This window comes from Paracidovorax sp., assembly GCF_057642795.1.
Genome location: NZ_JBXYZY010000021.1, coordinates 68,617 through 84,312 on the forward strand (window position 1 = coordinate 68,617; position 15,696 = coordinate 84,312).

General features: G+C 66.7%; 10 protein-coding genes. 6 read left to right on the plus strand and 4 right to left on the minus strand.

Annotated elements, in window-relative coordinates; translation table 11 throughout:
* Nucleotides 1-4 precede the first annotated feature (4 nt).
* On the minus strand, nt 5-2,089 hold the full coding sequence (locus tag AC3A84_RS07330) for a PhoX family protein (RefSeq protein ID WP_487968940.1): 2,085 nt from the start codon (nt 2,087-2,089) through the stop codon (nt 5-7).
* A 161-nt stretch (nt 2,090-2,250) separates the two neighbouring features.
* Complete coding sequence (locus AC3A84_RS07335; RefSeq protein ID WP_487968941.1) at nt 2,251-3,168, minus strand: LysR family transcriptional regulator; 918 nt, start codon at nt 3,166-3,168, stop codon at nt 2,251-2,253.
* 167 nt (nt 3,169-3,335) lie between these two features.
* Between AC3A84_RS07335 and AC3A84_RS07340 the strand changes: the two genes are divergently transcribed.
* Genes AC3A84_RS07340 through AC3A84_RS07350 form a run of 3 tightly spaced genes read left to right on the plus strand, consistent with a single transcriptional unit; the run spans nt 3,336 to nt 6,199 of the window.
* Nucleotides 3,336-4,751: an acyclic terpene utilization AtuA family protein gene (locus tag AC3A84_RS07340; RefSeq protein WP_487968942.1), complete on the plus strand. Its 1,416-nt coding sequence runs from the start codon at nt 3,336-3,338 to the stop codon at nt 4,749-4,751.
* Nucleotides 4,748-5,116, plus strand: coding sequence for an AtuA-related protein (locus AC3A84_RS07345; protein ID WP_487968943.1), 369 nt, complete (start codon nt 4,748-4,750; stop codon nt 5,114-5,116). Before AC3A84_RS07340 ends, AC3A84_RS07345 begins: the two co-directional genes overlap by 4 nt.
* A 60-nt stretch (nt 5,117-5,176) precedes the next feature.
* Nucleotides 5,177-6,199 carry a Bug family tripartite tricarboxylate transporter substrate binding protein gene (locus tag AC3A84_RS07350; RefSeq protein WP_487968944.1) on the plus strand — a complete coding sequence of 341 codons (1,023 nt, stop codon included), beginning with the start codon at nt 5,177-5,179 and terminating at the stop codon, nt 6,197-6,199.
* A gap of 26 nt (nt 6,200-6,225) precedes the next feature.
* Here the strand turns inward: AC3A84_RS07350 and AC3A84_RS07355 are convergent, their stop codons facing one another.
* Together AC3A84_RS07355 and AC3A84_RS07360 are read right to left on the minus strand one after the other, a co-directional pair.
* Nucleotides 6,226-8,493 (minus strand): diguanylate cyclase domain-containing protein, encoded by a 2,268-nt coding sequence (locus AC3A84_RS07355; protein ID WP_487968945.1) that lies wholly within the window; start codon nt 8,491-8,493, stop codon nt 6,226-6,228.
* 120 nt (nt 8,494-8,613) lie between these two features.
* Nucleotides 8,614-9,681, minus strand: coding sequence for an AI-2E family transporter (locus tag AC3A84_RS07360; RefSeq protein WP_487968946.1), 1,068 nt, complete (start codon nt 9,679-9,681; stop codon nt 8,614-8,616).
* A 233-nt stretch (nt 9,682-9,914) separates the two neighbouring features.
* On the opposite strand from AC3A84_RS07360, the gene AC3A84_RS07365 reads away from it, so the two are divergent.
* From AC3A84_RS07365 to lpdA, 3 genes are all read left to right on the plus strand, one after another.
* Nucleotides 9,915-12,791, plus strand: a complete 2,877-nt coding sequence (locus AC3A84_RS07365) for a 2-oxoglutarate dehydrogenase E1 component (protein WP_487968948.1) — start codon at nt 9,915-9,917, stop codon at nt 12,789-12,791.
* Nucleotides 12,792-12,839: 48 nt separating this feature from the next.
* A complete protein-coding gene (odhB, locus tag AC3A84_RS07370; protein ID WP_487968949.1) occupies nt 12,840-14,108 on the plus strand; it encodes a 2-oxoglutarate dehydrogenase complex dihydrolipoyllysine-residue succinyltransferase in 1,269 nt (422 codons plus the stop codon).
* An 87-nt stretch (nt 14,109-14,195) separates the two neighbouring features.
* On the plus strand, nt 14,196-15,623 hold the full coding sequence (gene lpdA / locus AC3A84_RS07375; protein WP_487968950.1) for a dihydrolipoyl dehydrogenase: 1,428 nt from the start codon (nt 14,196-14,198) through the stop codon (nt 15,621-15,623).
* Nucleotides 15,624-15,696: the final 73 nt, after the last annotated feature.

A 15,696-nucleotide genomic window follows, 5' to 3' on the forward strand; every position in this document is an offset into this window, starting at 1 on the left:
TGCGTCAGACGCCGATGGCGCCCCCGTCCTTGCGCTGGATGACCACGGTGGAAGAGCGCGGGCGCACCTTGCCCGAGGGCACGGCGGTCGCATCTTCGCTGTCGTAGGCAGGCCAGTTCACCGGATGCTGCACGTTCAGGAAGATGGTCTTGTAGTCGGGCGTGATGGCGAAGCCGGTGATCTCGGCCTCGTTGGGGCCGACGAAGAAGCGGCGCAGGTCGCCCTGGTTGCCGTTGTTGATCACCGGGCCGCTGGCGGGCGTGGCCGCCATGGCGGGCGGGATCACCGCCAGCATCTGGTCGTTGGTGGACTTGGCCACCGCGTTGTTGCGGCCGCCGTCGATGCCGTTGTCCGTCTGCACCCACAGGATGCCGCGGCCGTCGAAGCACAGGCCGTCGGGGCTGGCCAGCTGGTTGAGCGTGGTCAGGCCCGAGCGGTTGGTGTCTGCGTCGGCGGCGGCGTCGGAGCCATAGACGAAGATCTCCCACTGGAAGACGTTGCTGCCTGCCTGGTCGCGCCAGCGCACGATGTGGCCGTTGACGTTGTTCAGGCGCGGGTTGGCCGGGTTGGTGCCGCGCGTGGCATTGCGCGAGGTGTTGTTGGTGAGCGTGACGTACACCTCGCCGCTGGTGGGGTGGGCGGCGGTCCACTCGGGGCGGTCCATGGGCGTGGCGCCCACGAAGTCGGCGGCGCCGCGCGTGTTCAGCAGGATCTGGTCGATGCTGCCGAACTCTTCCTTCAGCGTGCGGCCGGCGGCGTTCTTGGTGCCTTCGGCCAGCGCCAGCCATTCGCCCTTGCCGCTGGCGTCGAAGCGCGCCACGTACAGCGTGCCCTGGTCCAGATACTTGGCGCCCACGGCCAGCCGGTCGGCGCGGTCGGCGTCCTTGGGGTCCCACACGGCGGTGGTAACGAACTTGTAGAGGTATTCGAAGCGCGAGTCGTCTCCGCTGTAGAACGACAGGGGCTTGCCGGCCACCGGCGGCGCGTAGGCCGAGCCTTCATGGGCGAAGCGGCCCATGGCGGTGCGCTTGGTGGCGATGCTGCTGGGGTCGTAGGGGTCGATCTCCACCAGGTAGCCGAAGCCGTTGGCCTCGTTGCGCCAGTCCTGCGTGGCGTCGGCGCCCTTGGGCGTGTTGTCGAAGCGGGCGAACTCGCCCAGCTGCTCGCTGGCGTCACCGGCGGCCGTCTCCCACAGGTAGCGGCCCTTGGCGGCCTGGATGCCCACGCGCTTTTGGTCCCGCGTCTGCGTGCCGGTGTTGACAAAGCAGGCGGCCCAGTTCTCCTCGGCCGTGATGTAGGTGCCCCAGGGCGTGAAGCCGTTGCCGCAGTTGTTGTTGGTGCCGCGCACCTGCGTGCCGTTGGGCGAGAACGGCGTGCGCACCGAGGCCGTGCCACCCACGGGCCCGGCCAGCGCCATCGGCGTGGCGGCGGTGAAGCGGCGGTTGTAGCGCGAGTTCTTCACGATGGACCAGCGGCCCGCTTGCAGTCGGATGTGCAGGATGGACACGCCGTGGGCGTTGATCTCCTTGCGCACTTCTTCGGCGGGGCGCTTGCCGTTCACCTGCGTGGGGCCGGCCGGGTGCAACGCGCTTTCGTCGATGTATTCGTGGTTGACGGCCAGCAGCCCTTCGGTGGACGAGCCCTGCAGCGGAAAGTAATGCATGCCGTCGTGGTGCATGCCGGTGGAGTGCAGCAGGTCGTTGGAGGTGTTGGTGCCGTCGCGGCGCCAGGGTTGGGCGATGTCGTCGAACGGGGTGCCCCATGCGCCGAGCACCTGCGCGACATAGCCGGCCGGCACCACGCAGGCGTCGGTCATGGAGGGGGGCAGCGACTGGAAGCCCAGCGCCAGCTTGGGCGCCTCAGGCGTGCCGCCGCCGGTGCCGCCACCGCCCGTGCCGGGTTGGGCGGGGGGCGTGTCGCCATCGCCGCCACCGCAGGCGCTCAGGGCAGCGCCGGTCATGGCGGCGAGGGCCGCGCCCAGGCTGCCACGGGCCAGCGTGCGGCGCGAGAGGGACTTTTCCAGGATGGCGCTGAAGGGCTCGTTGGCGCTGGTGTTGCGAACGGCGGAATCGGACGTGGATTTGCTCATGGGGCCTTCTAGGAGTGGATGCAAAGCGATGCGCAGCGCCAGTGCGGGGCCGGGTTGGCCCGCCGCGGCGAGTGATCAGGAAGCGCTGGGCAGTCTAGAAATCAGGCGATGACAGAAACGTGTCACATACCCCTGATCGGCGTCCCTCTTTGCGCTGGCCTTCAGCCCTGCGGACGCTGCTCCATCACCTGGGCATAGAGCGCCTGCGCGGCCGGCGACAGGCCCCGGTCGCGCCAGCGCACGAGGTAGATCTGCCGGGTGAGGCCGGGCAGCGCCAGCGGCCGGGTGACCAGGCCGGGCTGCTCGAAATGGAAGAGGGCGAGGGTGGGCACCACGCTGATGCCCAGGCCCGCGCGCACCATGCCCATCACGGTGGCGAGCTGCTCGACCTCCATCAGCGTGCGCATGGCCTGGGGATGGAAGGCGGCTTCCAGGTACTGCCGCACGCTGCTGTGGCGCGCCAGATGCACGAAGGGCCAGGCTGCGAGATCGGCCGGCATGAGCGCGCCGGCGGTGCGGGTGCGTCCGCTTCGCCCGGCGCCGGCGGCCAGCGGGTGATCGCTGCGGCAGACCAGGTGGAAGCCGTCGGTGCAGAAGGGTTCGGCGCGCAACTCGGGCGTGTCGGCGCGGATGGCGGCCAGCGCGAAGTCCGCGGTTCCGGCCGCCACACGCTCGATGCAGGGCTCGGAGAGCACGTCGGCGATGTCCAGCTCGATGCCCGGGTGCCGTTCGCGGTAGCGCGCCAGCACGTGCGGCAGCCAGCCCGCTGCCAGCGAGGGCAGCAGCGCGATCGCCACGCGGCCGCGCTGCAGCGTGACCGCATCGCGCACGCCGGCCAGGGCCACGTCCACCTCGGCGCGGATGCGGCGCGCCGCGGCCATGAAGTTCTCACCCTCGGGCGTGAGTTCGACATGGCGCGTGCTGCGGTCGAAGAGCCGCAGGCCCAGGCCGTCTTCCAGCGAGCGCACCAGCGCGCTGAAGGCCGGCTGCGACAGATGGCACTGCGCCGCCGCTCGCGTGAAGTTGCGCTGCGCGGCCAGCGCGAGAAAGGCGTCGATCTGGCGGGTGGAGAGGTTCACGGCAGGTCCCCGGTTTGAATTCATCGGATTCACAGATGAATCCATCTTGATTATCGATTTCCCAAGGCGCAGTGGGCTGCCTACAGTGGCTTCATGCGCTATCGCTCCTATCGCACGGCGCCATGACATCCACGCTTCTTCCCTCACGAAGCCCATCCCCACGCAGCATGTCCACGGCCGACCTTCCTCCTTTGCTCATCGGCTGCGCAGCCGGTTTTTCAGGTGACCGCACCGACGCCGCTGCGCCGGTCGTGCAGGCGCTCATCGCCAGCGGCTTGCCTGCGGTTCTGATCTTCGAGACCCTGGCCGAGCGCACGCTGGCGCTGGCGCAGCTGGCGCGCCGCAGCCAGCCCGGCGGTGGCTACGAGCCGCTGCTGGACGAGATGCTGCGCCCGGTGCTGGCGCAGTGCCTGGCGCACGGCGTGCGCATCGTCAGCAACTTTGGCGCGGCCAATCCGCTGGGCGCAGCCCGGCGCATCCGCGAGCTGGCGCAGGAACTCGGCACCCGCACGCCGCGCATTGCGATCGTCCAGGGCGACGACCTGAGCGGTCCCGCGCACCGGGAGCTGCTGCGGCAGGCCCTGGGCGATGGCCTGCCGGCCGAGCCCATCGTCAGTGCCAATGCCTATATCGGCGCGCAGTGCATCGCTGATGCGCTGCGTGCCGGCGCCGACGTGGTGGTCTGCGGGCGGGTGGCAGACCCCTCGCTGGTGCTGGGGCCGGCGCTGGCGCATTTCGGCTGGGCGGCGGATGACTGGGACCGCCTGGCCCGCGCCACCATGGCCGGGCATCTGCTGGAGTGCGGCGCGCAGGTCACGGGCGGCTATTTCGCCGATCCGGGCTACAAGGACGTGCCCGACCTGGCCCACCTGGGCTACCCCATCGCCCGCATCGAGGCCGACGGGCACTGCACGATCACCAAGCCACCCGGCACCGGCGGGCGGCTTGACGAGCGCACGGTCAAGGAGCAGCTGCTCTACGAACTGCACGACCCGGCCGCCTACCTCACGCCCGACGTGGTGGCTGACATTACGCAGGCCTGCGTCGCACCGAAGGGGCCGGACAGCGTTCGCCTCAGCGGCGTGCGCGGCCATGCGCGGCCCGACTGCCTCAAGGTGAATGTCTGCTTCGAGGCCGGCTGGTTCGCTGAAGGCGAGATCTCGTATGCCGGCCCGCGCGCGGGCGCCCGGGCGCGGCTGGCGGGCGAAGTGCTGCGCGCCCGGCTGGCGGGCGTGGCGCCGCTGCGCATCGACCTCATCGGTGTGGCCAGCGTTTTTGGCGATGACGCCAGCCAGTGGTTCGATGACAGCGCGGCGCAGGCGCCCGGCGACGATGCCCGCGACGTGCGCCTGCGCGTGGCCTGGCAGCACCGCGACCATGCCACGGCCCAGCGTCTGGTGCGCGAAGTGACGGCGCTCTACTGCTGCGGCCCGGCCGGTGGCGGCGGGGTACGCACGGCCATGCGCCCACGACTGGGCACCGTTTCGTGCCTGGTACCCCGCGAAGCGGTCGATACGCGCTACGACTGGCTGGACGCCCCGCAAGCCGGCTCCGCCCTGCCGACACGAGGAGCCACCACATGACCTTTCGATCCCGCTCCGCCCGCGTGCCGCTCTACCGCCTGGCCCACAGCCGCACGGGCGACAAGGGCAACCGCTCCAACATCAGCGTGATCGCCTGGCATCCGGCCCTCTGGGACGTGCTGGTGGCGCAGGTGACCGAAGCCGCCGTGGCAAGCCACTTCGCGGCGCGCCGGCCGAGTGCCGTGACGCGCTACCTGCTGCCGAACCTGCACGCGATGAACTTCGTCATCGACGACGTGCTCGACGGCGGCGTCAACGACGCGCTCAACCTCGACAGCCACGGCAAGGCGCTTTCATTCCGGCTGCTGGAGCTGTCGGTGGAGGTTCCCGTCCCACTGCTGGCGCACCTGGCAGGTCCCGCCTGACGGCTGCGCCGCGTGGCTTCTTTCCGTTCCAGTCCATTACATCAATACCCAGGAGACAAGATGACCACAGATCCATCCACCGCCCGCCACCTCGCCGAGAGCGCTCGCCGGCGGCGCGTTCTGGTCAGCGCTGCAGCCGCTGCCGTGCTGGGCCTTTCGGCCGCAGCCAGCGCGCAGGCCCAGGTGCCAGCCTATCCGTCCAAGCCCATCACCTTCGTCGTGCCTTTCGCGGCCGGCAGTGCCACCGACCAGCTGGCCCGCGCGCTCGGTCAGTCGATCAGCAGCGATACACGGCAACCCGTGGTGGTGGACAACCGCGGCGGCGCCAGCGGCATGATCGCGGCGCAGTTCGTGGCCAAGGCCCAGCCCGATGGCTACACGGTGCTCATCACGACCAACACCACGCAGGCGGCCAACGAGCATCTCTACAAGAAGCCCGGCTACGACGCGGTGAAGGACTTCGCCCCGGTCACCGGCCTGGGCAAGGGCGGCCAGGTGCTGGTGGTGAATGCCGCCTCGCCCTACCGGAGCGTGGCGGACCTGCTGGCCGCCGCGAAGAAGCAGCCCGGCAAGCTGAGCTTCGGCAGCGGCAGCTCTTCCAGCCGCGTGGCCGGCGAGATGCTCAAGCAGCTGGCGGGCGTGGACCTGCTGGACGTGCCCTACAAGAGCAACCCACTCGCCATCACCGACCTGCTGGGCGGCCAGATCGACCTGATGATCACCGACACTTCCACCGGCGTGCCGCAGATCAAGGCCGGCAAGCTGCGCGCGCTGGGGTATTCGACCCCCAGGCGCAGCAGCCAGCTGCCGGACGTTCCGACGCTCGATGAGGCCGGCGTGAAGGGCTACGACATGGGCTACTGGTTCGCCGCCTACGTGCCTGCAGGCACGCCGGCGCCCGTGGTGGCGCGGCTTAACGAGCTGCTCACCCACGCCACCCGCAGCGCGCCGGCCAAGGCTTTCTACGACATGGCCGGATCCGAGGCCTGGACCACCACGCCCGACGAGCTGGCCCGCTTCCAGGCGGCCGAGACCCGCAAGTGGGGCCAGGTGATCAAGGCAGCAGGCATTGAGCCCGAGTGAAACGCGGGTCTGCTGCGCTCGCGTGGTCAGTCGGCTGTGGCGTTGGCGTTGATGCCTGCGTCGGGCATTCCCTTGTCGCCGAACACCCGGAACTGGTGCCGGCCTGCACGCTTGGCCACGTACATGGCGGCGTCTGCGTTGCGAGACAGCGCCTCGAAGTCCTGGCCGTGCTGCGGATAGAGCGCGATGCCGCCGCTCAGGTGGATCTGCCGCTGGTGGCCCTCCAGCTCGAAGGGCGCTGTGCAGGCCGCCTGCAGTTTGCCGGCCACCACCAGCGCCTGCTGGGCATCTTCCAGGTTGGGCAGCAGCACGATGAACTCATCGCCCCCCTGGCGGCAGACGGTGTCGGACTGCCGAACGGCGGCCTGGAAACGCTTGGCGATCTGCACCAGCAGCGCGTCGCCGGCATCGTGGCCCAGGGTGTCGTTGACCTGCTTGAAGCCGTCCAGATCAATGTAGATGAGTGCCATGCAATGGCCATCCCGCTTGGCCCGTGCGATGGCCTGGTATGCGCGGTCCTGCAGCAAAAGCCGGTTGGGCAGGTCGGTCAGTGCGTCGTACTGCGCCAGGTGCGCCAGGCGGCGTGACAAGGCCATGGATTCGGTCACGTCGCGCAGCACCATGACCGCGCCCGTGACTTTGCCCTCGACATCCGTGATCGGGCTGGCGGACTGCTCGATCTCGATCTCCTCGCCGTTGCGCCGGCGCAGCACCACCCCGCGCTGCACCAATTGGTTGGTGCCTTCGGCTAGTGCGCGCTGCACGGGGCTGTCGTCGTCCGGGTGTCCCGAGGGCATCTGCAGCGGGGCGACGAAGTTCACGTGCTGGCCGGAAGCGTCGAACGCCTGCCAGCCGGTCATCACCTCGGCCACCGGATTGAGGTAGGTGACGTGGCCTTCGGCGTCGGTGCAGATCACCGCGTCGCCGATGGCCTGCAGCGTGAGACGCACGAGTTCCTTTTCTTCGAACAGCATGTCTTCCATGCGCTTGCGCTCCGTCAGATCGTCGATCTGCACGAAAAAGCCCTGCACCTTGCCATCGTGCAGGTCAGGAACATAGGAAACGACGCCATAGCGCGTCTCGCCGGAGGGCATGCGCAAGGTGCGCTCGAAGACCTGGCGATAGCCCAGCAGCGCCTGTTGGACGTACGGCTCCACCTGCGAATAAAAGCGCGGGCCCGCCACCTCGTCCATGCGGCGGGCACGCAGCTGCTCGGCACTCAGGCCCGACCAGGAAAGATAGGCCTGGTTGGCATAGCGGTTGCGCAGCTCGCTGTCCCAGTAGGCCACCATCGAGGGCAGGTTGTGCAAGATGGTGGCCAGGTCGTGTTCGACCTGCCGGAGCTGACCGCCAATGGACTGCCGCATGCGCACCTCGCGCACGAAGAGCCAGGCCAGTGCCAGGCTGGCGATCACCAGCAGCGCGGCCAGCCCGCCCCACAGCAGGGCGCTGCGTCGCCACTGCGCGAGGATGGAGTTCACAGGCTGCGCCAGCCCGACGACCAGTGGATAGCGCGGGACGTGCTGAAAGACGTGCATGCGCTCGATGCCATCGGTCAGCCCGATATCAGTGAAAGTTCCGTGGTCTGCCGTGGCTGAGCGGCGCAACTGGGCATAGCTCATCGTGAAGGTCCCCACTGCCTCATCGTCGCGCGGTGCATTAGCCACCACCATGCCGTCTTCGCGCCACAGGTTGGCAAGGCTGGAGGTGCCCAGGTTCGCAGAGGCGAGCAGCTTGTCGAGGTACTCCACCTGCACGCTGCAGAGCACCACGCCCGCAAAGCTGCCGTCCTTGTGGAAGTAGGCGCGGCTGAACGGGATCATCAGGCCGCCATTCGCCAGCCTGCTGCGCAAGGGCGTGCCGATGAAAAGCCCCTGTACGGTGCCCTGCTGATGCACCTGGAAATACTCGCGGTCGGCGAAATTTCCCTTGCGGGGCACCTCCGATGCCGAATCCAGCACGATGTGCCCCGCCTGGTCGAGCACGAGGGTGGCGCCGATGCCTTCCATGCGCAGCGAGCGGTCAAAGATCAGTGCGCGGCGCGTGGCCAGCGACAGCGTCTTGATGTCATCGCGTTGCAGGCTTTCCACCATTCCGCTCAGCGACTCGTTGATGCCGTCGATGGTGCGGCCGATGTTCTGCTGGATCGTGTGCGCCAGGTTGGCGTTGGTCTGGCTCGCATGGTCCCACTGCTCTTCGCGCAGCGTCAGCAGCGCGCGCGCGAAAAGCGCTGCAATGGCCAGTGACAGAACCAGGGCCAGCAGGGCGTAACGGCGGGGCGAAAGTGGACGCATCTCAGGTCAGCGGCATGGACTGCCGGCGGCGAGGTGGCAAGGCACTCGCCGAGGGCAGGGCCAGACATCGACGGGCAGGCGAGGGCGAAACCGCCAGCCTGCCTGCTGGCAATGTCGGTGTCAACGGCCCGTGAAGCCTCCGCCTGCACGCTGAGGCGCAAACAAGTCCCAGGTCGCGATGAAGAGTGCGGCGACTGCGGGGCCGACCACGAAACCCGTCAGCCCGAACAGCGACATGCCGCCCAGTGTGGAGATGAGTACCACGTAGTCGGGCATCTTGGTGTCCTTGCCCACGAGAATGGGGCGCAACATGTTGTCCACGAGGCCGATCACCAGCACGCAGAAGGCCGTCAGCACGCTGCCTTGCACCAGGGCGCCAGTGGCGAAGAAATAGATGGCCACCGGGCCCCAGATCAGGCCGGCACCCACCGCAGGCAGCAGCGAGAGGAAGGCCATGAGCACGCCCCAGAGCACAGGGCCCTGGATGCCCAGGATCCAGAAAATCAGTCCGCCCAGCGCCCCCTGCACCCCGGCCACGACGATATTGCCTTTGACCGTGGCGCGAATGACCGTGGTGAACTTGCTGATCAGCTGTCGCTTGTGGCCTTCGTCAAGAGGGATCGCGTCGCCGATGCGCTGGGCGAGCGCAGCGCCATCCCTCAGCAGAAAAAAGAGCAGGTACAGCATGATGCCCAGGCTGACCACGAACTGCAGGGTGTTCTGCCCCACGTCAAAGGCCCGCGTGGCCAACACCTGGCCTGCCTGCATGCCGACCGACGAAATACGCCTTTGCAACTCGGCCATGGAGGTCAGATTGAAGCGTTCCAGCAGCGAGATGGCCCAGGCGGGCAGGGCGTCCAGCACCTGCTGCGCGTAGGCGCCCAGATTCATCTGGCCGGACTTCAGCTTTTCATAGATCAGGCCGGCTTCCTGCACCAGGGAGATGCTCAGCAGCGTCATGGGCAGGATCACCACCACCAGACTCAACAGCAGCGTGGCCAGCGCCGCCGTGTTCGGGCGCGCGGGCATGCGGCGCAAGAGGCGGCGATAGAGCGGCGTGAAAAGGATGGCGAGCACCATGCCCCAGAAAATCGCACCATAGAACGGCCAGAGGATGGCGAAGAAGGCCACCGTGACGGCGATCAGCAGCAGCAGCAGCGTGCGGTTTTGGAGCGTGGAAGGGGTCATGGAGCCATACCGTGGAACTGCTGCAAATGTAAGCCACGCTGACAGACCCTTGCCAGGCGTTGCGCATCTTTGCCGAAACCGCGCGAGGCCGGCAGAGGGTTCGGTGGCACAATACGCTTTGCTACCCCCGGCCCTTCCCAGCCACAGTCGCATCCGCCAACCGGTTCAGCCGTGTCGCGGAAGGTTTACCAACCAGCTAATGCTCCCTGCAGGGGAGCGGAGGTCAGCGGAATATGAGCGATACGACATCCGTCTATCAAGCCTACCAAGGCAACACCTACCTCTTCGGCGGCAATGCGCCGTATGTCGAAGAGATGTATGAAAACTACCTTGCCAATCCTGGCAGCGTGCCAGACACATGGCGCGAATACTTTGATGCACTGCAGCACGTACCCGCTGTGGATGGATCCAATGCCAAGGACGTTCCGCACCTTCCCGTGGTCAACGCGTTCGCAGAACGCGCCAAGGCTGGCGGCACCAAGGTTGTGGTTGCAAGCGCTGACGCCGAAATGGGCCGCAAGCGCACCGCCGTTCAGCAGCTGATTGCCGCCTACCGCAATGTGGGCCAGCGCTGGGCTGATCTGGACCCCCTAAAGCGCACAGAGCGCCCCAACATTCCTGAACTGGAGCCTTCGTTCTACGGCTTCAGCGACGCCGACCAGGAAACCGTGTTCGACACCAGCAACACGTTCTTCGGCAAGGACAAGATGTCCCTGCGCGAGCTGCTGAACGCGCTGCGCGAGACCTACTGCGGCACCATCGGCGTGGAGTACATGTACGCCACCGACCAGGTGCAAAAGCGCTGGTGGCAGCAAAAGCTGGAAAGCATCCGCAGCAAGCCCAACTTCTCTGCCGACAAGAAAAAGCGCATCCTGGAGCGCCTGACGGCCGCCGAAGGCCTGGAACGCTACCTGCACACCAAGTACGTGGGCCAGAAGCGCTTCTCGCTCGAGGGGGGCGAGTCCTTCATTGCCGCCATGGACGAGTTGATCAACTCCGCAGGCGCGAAGGGCGTGCAGGAAGTGGTGATCGGCATGGCCCACCGCGGCCGCCTGAACGTGCTGGTCAACACCCTGGGCAAGATGCCCAAGGACCTGTTCGCCGAGTTCGAGCACACCGCCCCCGAGGACCTGCCCGCCGGTGACGTGAAGTACCACCAGGGCTTTTCCTCCGACGTCTCCACGACCGGCGGCCCGGTGCATCTGTCGCTGGCCTTCAACCCCTCGCACCTGGAAATCGTGAACCCCGTGGTCGAGGGCTCGGTGCGCTCGCGCATGGACCGCCGCGGCGACCACGCGGGCAAGCAGGTGCTGCCCGTGCTGGTGCACGGCGATGCGGCCTTCGCCGGCCAGGGCGTGAACCAGGAAACCCTGGCGCTGTCGGAAACCCGCGGCTACACCACGGGCGGCACGGTGCACCTGGTCATCAACAACCAGATCGGCTTCACCACCTCCGACCCGCGCGACCTGCGCTCCACGCTGTACTGCACCGATATCGTTAAGATGATCGAGTCGCCCGTGCTGCACGTGAACGGCGACGATCCGGAAGCCGTGTGCCTGGCGGTGCAGCTGGCGCTGGAGTTCCGCATGGAATTCTCCAAGGACGTGGTGGTGGACATCGTGTGCTACCGCAAGCTCGGCCACAACGAGCAGGACACGCCGGCGCTGACGCAGCCGCTGATGTACAAGAAAATCTCCCAGCACCCGGGCACGCGCAAGCTCTACGCCGACAAGCTGGCGGCTCAGGGTCTGGGCGAGACGCTGGGCGACGACATGGCCAAGGCCTATCGCGCCGCGCTGGAGGAGGGCAAGCACATGGTCGATCCGGTGCTGACCAACTTCAAGAGCAAGTACGCCGTGGACTGGAGCCCCTTCCTGGGCAAGAGCTGGACCGACGCCGGCGACACCGCCATTCCGCTGGCCGAGTGGAAGCGCCTGGCCGAGCGCATCACCACCATGCCCCCGACGGTGACGCCGCACCAGCTGGTGAAGAAGGTATACGACGACCGCGCGGCCATGGGCCGTGGCGAGGTCAATGTGGACTGGGGCATGGGCGAGCACATGGCCTTCGCATCGCTGGTGGCCTCGGGCTACCCGGTGCGCCTGTCGGGCGAGGACAGCGGCCGCGGCACGTTCACGCACCGCCACGCCGTCATCCACGACCAAAAGCGCGAGAAGTGGGACGAAGGCACCTACGTGCCGCTGCAGAACGTCGCCGAGAACCAGGCGCCGTTCACTGTCATCGACTCCATCCTGTCCGAGGAGGCCGTGCTGGCCTTCGAATACGGCTACGCCTCTAACGACCCCAACACCCTGGTGATCTGGGAAGCGCAGTTCGGTGACTTCGTCAACGGCGCGCAGGTGGTGATCGACCAGTTCATCGCCTCGGGTGAGGTTAAGTGGGGCCGCGTGAACGGCATCACGCTGATGCTGCCGCACGGCTACGAAGGCCAGGGCCCGGAGCACAGCTCGGCCCGCGTGGAGCGCTTCATGCAGCTGGCCGCCGAGGCCAACATGCAGCTCGTGCAGCCCACCACGGCCAGCCAGATCTTCCACGTGCTGCGTCGCCAGATGGTGCGTGACCTGCGCAAGCCGCTGGTCATCTTCACGCCCAAGTCGCTGCTGCGCAACAAGGACGCCACTTCGCCGCTGACCGAGTTCACAAAGGGTAGCTTCCAGACGGTGATTCCTGAGCAGGATGACGCCATCGAGAAGAAGGCAGCCAAGGTCAAGCGTGTGATCGCTTGCTCGGGCAAGGTGTACTACGACCTGGTGAAGAAGCGCACCGAGAAGGAAGCCGACGACGTGGCCATCATTCGCGTGGAACAGCTGTACCCCTTCCCGCACAAGGCATTTGCCGCTGAGCTGAAGAAGTACCCGAACGCTACCGACGTGGTGTGGTGCCAGGACGAGCCCCAAAACCAGGGCGCCTGGTTCTTCATCCAGCACAACATCCACGAGAACATGCTCGATGGCCAGAAGCTGGGTTATGCCGGCCGTGCAGCCTCCGCATCGCCTGCGGTGGGTTACTCGCACCTGCACCAGGAACAGCAAAAGGCTCTGGTGGATGCCGCCTTCGCCAAGCTCAAGGGTTTTGTCCTGACCAAGTAAGGCCGGAAACCCGAATACAGAACAAAACCCTCACTGAAAGAATTTGTCATGGCTATCGTAGAAGTCAAAGTCCCCCAGTTGTCTGAATCCGTGGCGGAAGCCACCATGCTGACCTGGAAGAAAAAAGCCGGTGAAGCTGTTGCTGCTGATGAAATCCTGATCGAAATCGAAACCGACAAGGTCGTGCTCGAAGTGCCCGCACCTGCGGCTGGCGTGCTGGCTGAACTGGTCGTGGGTGATGGCGGCACCGTGGTGTCTGACCAGGTCATCGCCAAGATCGACACCGAAGGCAAGGCTGGCGCGGCTGCGCCTGCTGCTGCCCCCGCAGCCGCAGCTGCGGCCCCTGCTGCCGCAGTGGCAGCCGTGGCAGCACCTGCTGCTGGCGGCTCCAAGGGCGATGTGGCCATGCCTGCCGCTGCCAAGCTGCTGGCCGATAACAACCTGTCTGTTGGCGACGTGGCTGGCTCCGGCAAGGATGGCCGCGTTACCAAGGGTGACGTTTTGGCCGCCGTGGCCGGTGGTGCCAAGCCCGCTGTCGCTCCTAGCGTGATCCCCACAGGCGTGCCCACCAAGGCACTGCCCCAGGTGGCTGCTCCTGCTGCCCCCAACCTGGGCGACCGTCCAGAGCAGCGCGTGCCCATGACCCGCCTGCGCGCCCGTGTGGCCGAGCGTCTGCTGCAGTCGCAATCGACCAACGCCATCCTGACCACGTTCAACGAAGTGAACATGGCCCCCGTGATGGACATGCGCAAGAAGTTCCAGGACGCGTTCACCAAGGAACACGGCGTGAAGATCGGCTTCATGAGCTTCTTCGTCAAGGCCGCCGTGCACGCCCTGAAGAAGTTCCCCGTGCTGAACGCCTCGGTCGACGGCAACGACATCGTCTACCACGGCTACTTCGATATCGGTATCGCCGTGGGCTCGCCCCGTGGTCTGGTGGTGCCCATCCTGCGCAATGCCGACCAGATGAGCTTTGCCGAGATCGAGAAGAAGATCGCCGAGTTCGGCAAGAAGGCGGCCGAAGGCAAGCTGGGCATCGAAGAGATGACCGGCGGCACGTTCTCCATCTCCAACGGCGGCACCTTCGGCTCGATGATGTCCACCCCCATCATCAACCCGCCCCAGTCGGCCATCCTCGGCGTTCACGCGACCAAGGACCGCGCCGTGGTCGAGAACGGCCAAGTGGTCGTGCGTCCGATGAACTACCTGGCCATGTCCTATGACCACCGCATCATCGACGGCCGCGAAGCCGTGCTGGGCCTGGTCGCCATGAAGGATGCGCTGGAAGACCCGTCGCGCCTGCTGTTCGACATCTAACCCTCTACGGCATCGACCCACCCGCGTGGCTGGCCGCTGGCTGCGCCCGCCGGTGGGTCTTTCTTCAACGGAACAAGCGAGTACCTCATGAGCAAACAATTCGACGTGATCGTCATCGGCGGCGGCCCCGGCGGCTACATCGCAGCCATCCGTGCGGCCCAGCTGGGCTTTAACGTGGCCTGCATCGACGAGTGGAAGAACGACAAGGGCGGCCCGGCCCTGGGCGGCACCTGCACCAACGTGGGCTGCATCCCGTCCAAAGCGCTGCTGCAATCGTCCGAGCATTTCGAGCAGGCCAACCATCACTTCGCCGACCACGGTATTTCCGTCACCGGCCTGTCGATGGACGTGGCCAAGATGGTGGGCCGCAAGGACAACGTCGTGAAGCAGAACAACGACGGCATCCAGTACCTGTTCAAGAAGAACAAGGTCACCTTTTTCCACGGCCGTGGCTCGTTCGTGAAGGCGGCCGAAGGCGGCTACGAGATCCAGGTCGCCGGCAAGGACACCGAAACCCTCACGGGCAAGCAGATCATTGTGGCCACGGGCTCCAACGCCCGCGCGCTGCCCGGCACGCCGTTCGATGAAGAGAACATTCTGTCCAACGACGGCGCGCTGCGCATCGGCGCGGTGCCCAAGAAGCTGGGCCTAATCGGCTCCGGCGTGATCGGCCTGGAAATGGGTTCCGTCTGGCGTCGCCTGGGTTCCGAGGTGACGGTGCTCGAAGGCCTGCCGACCTTCCTGGGCGCCGTGGACGAGCAGATCGCCAAGGAAGCCAAGAAGGCTTTCGACAAGCAGGGCCTGAAGATCGAGCTGGGCGTGAAGGTTGGCGAGATCCAGTCCGGCAAGTCCGGCGTGAACGTGGCCTATACCAATGCCAAGGGCGAAGCCGTGTCGCTGGACGTGGACAAGCTCATCGTCTCCATCGGACGCGTGCCCAACACCATCGGCCTGAACGCCGAAGCCGTGGGCCTGCAGCTGGACGAGCGTGGCGCGATCGTCGTCGATGGCGACTGCAAGACCAACCTGCCCGGCGTGTGGGCCGTGGGTGACGTGGTGCGCGGCCCGATGCTGGCGCACAAGGCCGAGGAAGAGGGCGTGGCGGTGGCGGAACGCATCGCCGGCCAGCACGGCCACGTGAACTTCAACACGATTCCCTGGGTGATCTACACCAACCCGGAAATCGCGTGGGTGGGCCGCACCGAGCAGCAGCTCAAGGCCGACGGCGTGAAGTACAAGGCCGGCACCTTCCCGTTCCTGGCCAACGGCCGGGCGCGCGCGCTGGGCGACACGACCGGCATGGTCAAGTTCCTGGCCGACGCGGCGACGGACGAGATCCTGGGTGTCCACATCGTCGGCCCGATGGCCAGCGAGTTGATCGCCGAAGCCGTGGTGGCCATGGAGTTCAAGGCCAGCGCCGAAGACATCGCGCGCATCTGCCACGCCCACCCGTCCCTGAGCGAAGCCACCAAGGAAGCCGCCCTGGCGGTGGACAAGCGCACGCTCAACTTCTGAGGCCGGTCCGTGCGGCAGGCCGGGTGCCTGCCGCGCGCTGGTCTTTTCGTGATTTGAGCCAAATCAGCTGCGA

Bases quoted from the DNA above. Each gene is read 5' to 3' on its own strand.
- AC3A84_RS07330 (WP_487968940.1), bottom strand. From the start codon at position 2,089: ATGAGCAAATCCACGTCCGATTCCGCCGTTCGCAACACCAGCGCCAAC.
- AC3A84_RS07340 (WP_487968942.1), top strand. From the start codon at position 3,336: ATGTCCACGGCCGACCTTCCTCCTTTGCTCATCGGCTGCGCAGCCGGT.
- AC3A84_RS07345 (WP_487968943.1), top strand. From the start codon at position 4,748: ATGACCTTTCGATCCCGCTCCGCCCGCGTGCCGCTCTACCGCCTGGCC.
- AC3A84_RS07350 (WP_487968944.1), top strand. From the start codon at position 5,177: ATGACCACAGATCCATCCACCGCCCGCCACCTCGCCGAGAGCGCTCGC.
- AC3A84_RS07355 (WP_487968945.1), bottom strand. From the start codon at position 8,493: ATGCGTCCACTTTCGCCCCGCCGTTACGCCCTGCTGGCCCTGGTTCTG.
- AC3A84_RS07360 (WP_487968946.1), bottom strand. From the start codon at position 9,681: ATGACCCCTTCCACGCTCCAAAACCGCACGCTGCTGCTGCTGCTGATC.
- AC3A84_RS07365 (WP_487968948.1), top strand. From the start codon at position 9,915: ATGAGCGATACGACATCCGTCTATCAAGCCTACCAAGGCAACACCTAC.
- odhB (WP_487968949.1), top strand. From the start codon at position 12,840: ATGGCTATCGTAGAAGTCAAAGTCCCCCAGTTGTCTGAATCCGTGGCG.
- lpdA (WP_487968950.1), top strand. From the start codon at position 14,196: ATGAGCAAACAATTCGACGTGATCGTCATCGGCGGCGGCCCCGGCGGC.